Annotated in this window: 5 protein-coding genes; all 5 read left to right on the top strand. The window is 72.6% G+C overall.

Annotation, left to right across the window (positions count from 1 at the left end):
• Positions 1 to 758, top strand: a 758-nt coding sequence (locus HW445_RS16520; protein ID WP_180221785.1) for a glycosyltransferase family 2 protein, incomplete at its 5' end; no start/stop codon positions are given.
• Between the two features lie 37 nt (positions 759 to 795).
• Positions 796 to 1,656 carry a hypothetical protein gene (locus HW445_RS16525; protein ID WP_180221786.1) on the top strand — a complete coding sequence of 287 codons (861 nt, stop codon included), beginning with the start codon at positions 796 to 798 and terminating at the stop codon, positions 1,654 to 1,656.
• A 124-nt stretch (positions 1,657 to 1,780) separates the two neighbouring features.
• A complete protein-coding gene (locus tag HW445_RS34275; RefSeq protein ID WP_180221787.1) occupies positions 1,781 to 2,743 on the top strand; it encodes a glycosyltransferase family 2 protein in 963 nt (320 codons plus the stop codon).
• Positions 2,740 to 4,128 (top strand): NAD(P)/FAD-dependent oxidoreductase, encoded by a 1,389-nt coding sequence (locus HW445_RS16535; RefSeq protein WP_218957060.1) that lies wholly within the window; start codon positions 2,740 to 2,742, stop codon positions 4,126 to 4,128. The genes HW445_RS34275 and HW445_RS16535 overlap by 4 nt, the downstream gene beginning before the upstream one ends.
• Positions 4,121 to 5,539, top strand: coding sequence for an aspartate aminotransferase family protein (locus tag HW445_RS16540; protein ID WP_257231110.1), 1,419 nt, complete (start codon positions 4,121 to 4,123; stop codon positions 5,537 to 5,539). Before HW445_RS16535 ends, HW445_RS16540 begins: the two co-directional genes overlap by 8 nt.
• Positions 5,540 to 5,704 lie beyond the last annotated feature (165 nt).

Consider the following 5,704-nt stretch of genomic DNA (forward strand, 5'->3'; position numbering starts at 1 on the left):
TCCCCTTCCGGGACACCAGTGCCTCCGGGGAACGCCTCGTCAACCTGCTGGCGTGTCTGGACGCGCTGCGCGACCAGTCGGCGCCGTCGGCGGACTACGCGGTGACCGTCATCGAGTGCGACACCGAGCAGCGGTGGCGGGCGACGGTCGAACCGCGCGCCGACGAGTACCTCCACGCGTACAAGGCGGGGCCCTTCAACCGGTCCTGGGCCGTCAACGCGGCGGTGGTCAACTCCGCGTCGGGCGCGTCCTTCGTCTGCGTCCTGGACGCGGACGCCCTGGTGGACCGGCACTTCGTCGAGCGCAACGCCCGGCGGTTCTCCGGCCCGGCGGTGGGGGCGTTCCTGCCCTTCACCGACCTGCTCTACCTCGACACCTGGTCCAGCCGCTGGGCGGTGGAACAGCGGCTGGACCACGGTGCGGCGAGCGTCGACCTCGGCCGGGTGCGCGGCTTCCTGGTCCACCGGGCCTCGGGCATGTGCGTGTGGCTGCGCCGCGAGGTGTTCGACGCCGTCGGGGGGTACGACGAGCGGTACGAGGGCTGGGGCGGCGAGGACCTGGACCTCGTCCTGCGGCTGCAGCGGGCGACCGCGTTCCGCTACTTCGACGACCCGCTGCTCCACATGGAGCACCCGGTGACCCCCGGGATCGTCGACGCCCAGGGCAACACCACCGGGGTGCATCCGCCGATGCTCACCTGGCGTCCCGAGGGGCCGATCGGGAGCCTCACCGCCTTCGCCCCTCCCCCCGTCCGTTGACGAGCGTCCGGACCACCCGGTCAGCAGGGAAGTGATCATGCGTCTGTCCTTGGTAGCGGTCATCGGCGCGGTGGAGGACGAGCTCCTCCGCGAGTTCGCCGCGCACTACACGAAGCTCGGAGTGGGCGAGTTCTTCGTCGGCTTCCACTTCCCCGACCACGTCCCGGAGGAGGAACGGGAGCGCACGCTCGGCACCTGGCGGCGCCTGGCGGGCCCGCCGGCCCTCGTGAGCACCGGCCCCTGGCACGAGCACCTGCACGGCGAACTGCGCGACCGGCTGCGGGCCGCGGCGGGCGAGGGGTGGCACCTGATCGCCGACTCCGACGAGTTCCACGCCTACCCGCTGTCCCTGGAGGAGACCGTCGCGCGCGCGGAGGCCACCGGGCATCCGCTGGTCAACGGCGTCCTGCTGGACCGGCTGGCCGCCGACGGCGGGCTGGCGGGCGCCGGGGACGCCCCGGACCTGGACACGCGCTATCCCGTGGGCGGTTTCCTCACCGCCCGGCTCACGCGGGGCAATCCGCGCAAGGTCGTCCTGGCGCGGTCCGACGTCCCGCTGGCCCTGGGCAGCCACTACTCGCCCACGGTCAGGATCGACGTGGACGAGGTCCGGGACATCCCGGTGGTGCACCACTTCAAGTGGCGGCCTCCCGTGCTGGACGATCTCCGGCGCCGCATCGAGATGCACCGCAGCGGCGCGTGGACGGAGGTGACCGACACCCTCCCCGAGGAGGCCGAGAGGTACCTCGACCACCTTCTCGCCCACGGCGGCCGGGTCGACGGCGGCGCGCTGGGCATCGCGTTCCGGCCGGTCTCGCTGGCCCGCGTGCCCGACTGGTGGGAGGCGGAGGCCCGGCAGATCCTGCGCGAGCGGATGACGTCGGCGCCGCGTGGCTGAGCCGCCGGGTGCGGCCCGGGCGGCGGGGGCGACGGAGGCGCGTTCACGCGGAGCGCGCCTCCCCCTGTGTGCCCGGTCCGCCCGTGTGGCTGCTGTGTTCTGACGGACGTACGAAAGGTTTGCCGTGCCGCGTGAGATACGCGCCTTCGACAGCAGGCGTCCGATGCTGAGCGTCGTGGTGCCCTGTTACAACGAGAGGGAGGTGCTCGCCCACACCCACGCCCGCCTCACCGAGGTCCTGGGCGCGCTGGAGGAGTTCGACTGCGAGCAGATCTTCGTGGACGACGGGAGCTCGGACGGCACCTGGGAGGTCGTCAAGGCGCTCGCCAAGGACTCGGACGGGGTCCGCGCCCTGCGGCTGGGCCGCAACTTCGGCCACCAGGCGGCCTGCCTGGCCGGCCTCCGGAACGCCGCGGGTGACGCCGTCGTCGTCATCGACGCCGACCTCCAGGACCCGCCGGAGCTGATCGCGGAGATGGCCGCCCTGTGGCGCGACGGCTGGTCCGTCGTCTCCGCGCGGCGGCGCAGCCGGGCGGGCGAGAGCGTCTTCAAGAAGGCCAGCGCCTACGCGTTCTACCGGCTGGTGTCCGCGCTCTCCGAGCAGCCGCCCGCGCTGGACACCGGCGACTTCCGCCTGCTGGACCGCGCGCTGGTCCGGCTGCTGGCCGAGTCCCGCGACAAGAACCTGTACCTGCGCGGCGCGGTGAGCTGGTTCGGCTTCCCCGAGACGCACATCGACTACGACCGGGCCCCCCGGCACGCGGGGACCTCGCAGTACACCCTGCGCAAGATGCTCGCCCTGTCCCGGCGGGGCCTGCTCTCCGACTCCGCCGTCCCGCTGCGCCTGACCACCTACCTGGGCACCGCGGTGCTGGTCGGCGGCGCGGCCACGGCCGCCTTCCGGCGCGACCTCGGGGTCCTGACCGGATCCGCCGCCTTCGGCTCCCAGGCGCTCGCGCTGGGCATCGTCGGCGAGTACCTGCACGCGGTCTTCCGCCAGGTGCAGGGCCGCCCGGACTACACCGTCGCGGAGCGTCTCGGCCCGCTGTCCCCGTCCCATCCCGTAGAGGAGCGTGTGAACCTGTGAGCACGGAAGCAGCCGAAGCGGCGGGCCGCGCCGCCGGCCCGGTGGACGTCGTCGTGGTCGGCGCCGGTTTCACCGGCCTGTCCGCGGCGCTCGAACTCGCCTCGCGGGGGCGGAGCGTGCGCGTCCTGGAGAGCGAGCCGGTCATCGGCGGGCTCGCCGCGAGCTTCGACACCGGGGACGGCGTACGGCTGGAGCGCTTCTACCACCACTGGTTCTCCTCCGACGAGGAGATGCTCAGGTTGTGCGAACTGCTCGGCATCTCGCACCTCCTGGAGGCCCACGAGACGCGCACGGGCGTGTACTTCGCCAATTCCGTCTACCGCCTCTCCGCCCCGCTGGACCTGCTGCGCTTCGCGCCGCTGCCGTTCGCCGACCGGATCCGCCTGGGGCTGCTGGCCCTGCGGGCCCGGCGGGTGCGGCACTGGCGGGAGCTGGAGTCGCTCACCGCCGAGGAGTGGCTGGTGTCGCTGGGCGGCCGGCGGGTGTACGAGGTGGTCTGGCGGCCGCTGCTGGAGGGCAAGTTCGGGAAGTACGCGGAGCACGTCGGCGCGACCTGGATGTGGACCAAGCTGCATCTGCGCGGCGGCAGCCGCACCCGTTCCGGCAAGGAGACGCTGTACTACGTCAAGGGCGGCTGCGAGGCCCTGCTCACCGCGCTGGGCAGGCACCTGGAGTCCCTGGGCGTGGAGATCGTCACCGGTGCGAGGGTCGGTGCGGTGCACGCCGGCGACGCCGGGGTGACCGGGGTGACGGCCGACGGCGTGTTCCACCCGGCCGGCGAGGTGCTGCTGACCACCGCGCCCTCCCTGGCGGCCTCGCTGCTCGGCGAGGAGGCGGACCACCCGGCGGTGGCGGGGGTGCGCAGGAGCTGGTCGGGCGTGGACTACCTGGGCAACGTCTGCCTGGTGCTGGAGAACGACCGCCGGCTGTCGGACACCTACTGGCTCAACGTCAACGACCCGGACTTCCCCTACGTCGGCGTCATCGAGCACACCAACCTCGACCACCCCGACCGCTACGACGGCAAGCACGTCGTGTACCTGTCCAAGTACCTGCCCACCGACGCCGAGCTGTACCGGATGTCCGACGAGGAGGTCTTCGAGTACAGCCTGCCGCACGTCAAGCGCATGTTCCCCGCCTTCGACCGCCACTGGGTGCAGCGCTTCCACGTGTGGCGCGCCGAGTACGCCCAGCCGGTGATCACCCCGGACTACTCCCGGACGATGCCGCCGGTGGAGTCCGGGGTGCCGGGCCTGTACCTGGCGGGCATGGCCCAGGTGTTCCCCGAGGACCGCGGCACCAACTACGCCGTGCGCGACGGCCGCCGGGCCGGGCGCCTGATCGCCGACCGTCTCCGCGCGGGCGCCGGGAGGAACCATGGCTGACCTGATCGGGCTGGACCGGGCGGAGGCGATGACCACCGAGGAGGTGCACGACCTGTACCGCCGGTTCGTCAGCCGCAGCCAGGTGTCGCTCATCGGTTCCTTCGGTTTCGGCCGGGACCTGGTCGACCACGCCGAGGGAGCCTGGATCCACCTGCGGGACGGCCGCCGGGTGCTGGACTTCACCGGCGGGGTCGGTGTGCTCAGCCACGGCCACAACCATCCGCGTGTCCTCGCCGCGCGGCGGCGCTTCCAGGACGCGCGCCGCATGGAGGTCCACAAGAACTACTTCTCGCCCTACGTGGCCGCGCTGAGCCACAACCTCGCCCAGCTGCTGCCCGGCGACCTGAACATCAGCTACTTCCCCAACTCCGGTGCGGAGGCCGTGGAGGGGGCGGTGAAACTGGCCTACAAGTACCACCGGGGCCGCCGGGGCACCGTCCTGCACACGGACATCGCCTTCCACGGCAAGCTCCTGGGCGCGGGCAGCCTCACCGCCTCGCCCGAGGTCCACTTCCCCTACCCGCGGATCCCCGGCACCGACGCGTTCGCCTACGACGACCTGGAGTCCTTCCGGCTGGCCCTGGAGCGGCACACCGACTCCGCCGGCGACTGCGACGTGTACGCCGTCGTCCTCGAGCCGTTCAGCGCCTCCAGTCTGCGCGAGTGCTCGGGCGCGTTCCTGCGCGAGGTGCGCCGCCTGTGCACCGAACTCGACATCGTGCTGGTCTTCGACGAGGTGTACACCGGCTGGGGCAAGACCGGGGCGCTGTTCCACTTCATGCACCACCGCGGGCTCGTGCCCGACGTCGTGACCACGTCCAAGTCCTTCGGCGGCGGCAAGTCCTCGATCTCCGGGTACATCGCGCGCGAACCGATCTTCCGCTCCGCCTACGACAACCTGTCCGACGCCACCTTGCACAGCACGACGTACTACGGGTTCGGCGAGGAGACCGCGACCGCCCTGGAGGCCGTGGCGGTCGCCGTCGAGGAGGACTTCCCCGCCCGCGCCCGCGAACTCGGCGAGCGGCTGGAGAAAGGGCTCGCGGGTGTGGCCGCCCGGCATCCGCGCCTGGTGCGCGAGGTCAAGGGGCGCGGCGCCCTGCACGGCGTGTTCCTCACCCCCGGGCCCGCCCTGCCGTCCGGGCTGCGCGAGCGGCTGCCCTCCGCGATGGCCCGGGACCCGCAGGCGGTGTCGAAGCTGCTGACCGGCGCCGTGATCGCCGCCCTGTACCGGGACCACGGGATCCTCACGTTCTTCGGCTCCAACCGGCTGATCGCCCTGATCGTCTCGCCACCCCTGGTGACCGAACCCGACGAGGCCGATCTGTTCGTCGCCGCCCTCGACGAGGTGCTGAGCCGGGGCGCCACCCGGCTCCTGGCCGGATTCGTGCGGGAGAAGGTGACGGGATGAGGATCACCGAGCGCGACCTGTACCGGTCCGGACTGCCGGCCTGCTGGGCCGCCGCCTACGGGGTGCTGGGCCCCGCTCCCGCCCTGCGGCAGGCGGTGCGGCACACGGTGGGCACCCTGAACCGGATGCCGGCCGGCTACCGGTGGGCGACGGCCGTGGCCCTGC

Source organism: Streptomyces sp. UH6, from assembly GCF_013421635.1.
Taxonomy (GTDB): Bacteria; Actinomycetota; Actinomycetes; order Streptomycetales; family Streptomycetaceae; genus Streptomyces; species Streptomyces abyssomicinicus.

What these genes read in the sequence shown, in the direction of transcription:
- HW445_RS16525 (WP_180221786.1), top strand. Translation starts at nt 796, where the DNA reads ATGCGTCTGTCCTTGGTAGCGGTCATCGGCGCGGTGGAGGACGAGCTC.
- HW445_RS16540 (WP_257231110.1), top strand. Translation starts at nt 4,121, where the DNA reads ATGGCTGACCTGATCGGGCTGGACCGGGCGGAGGCGATGACCACCGAG.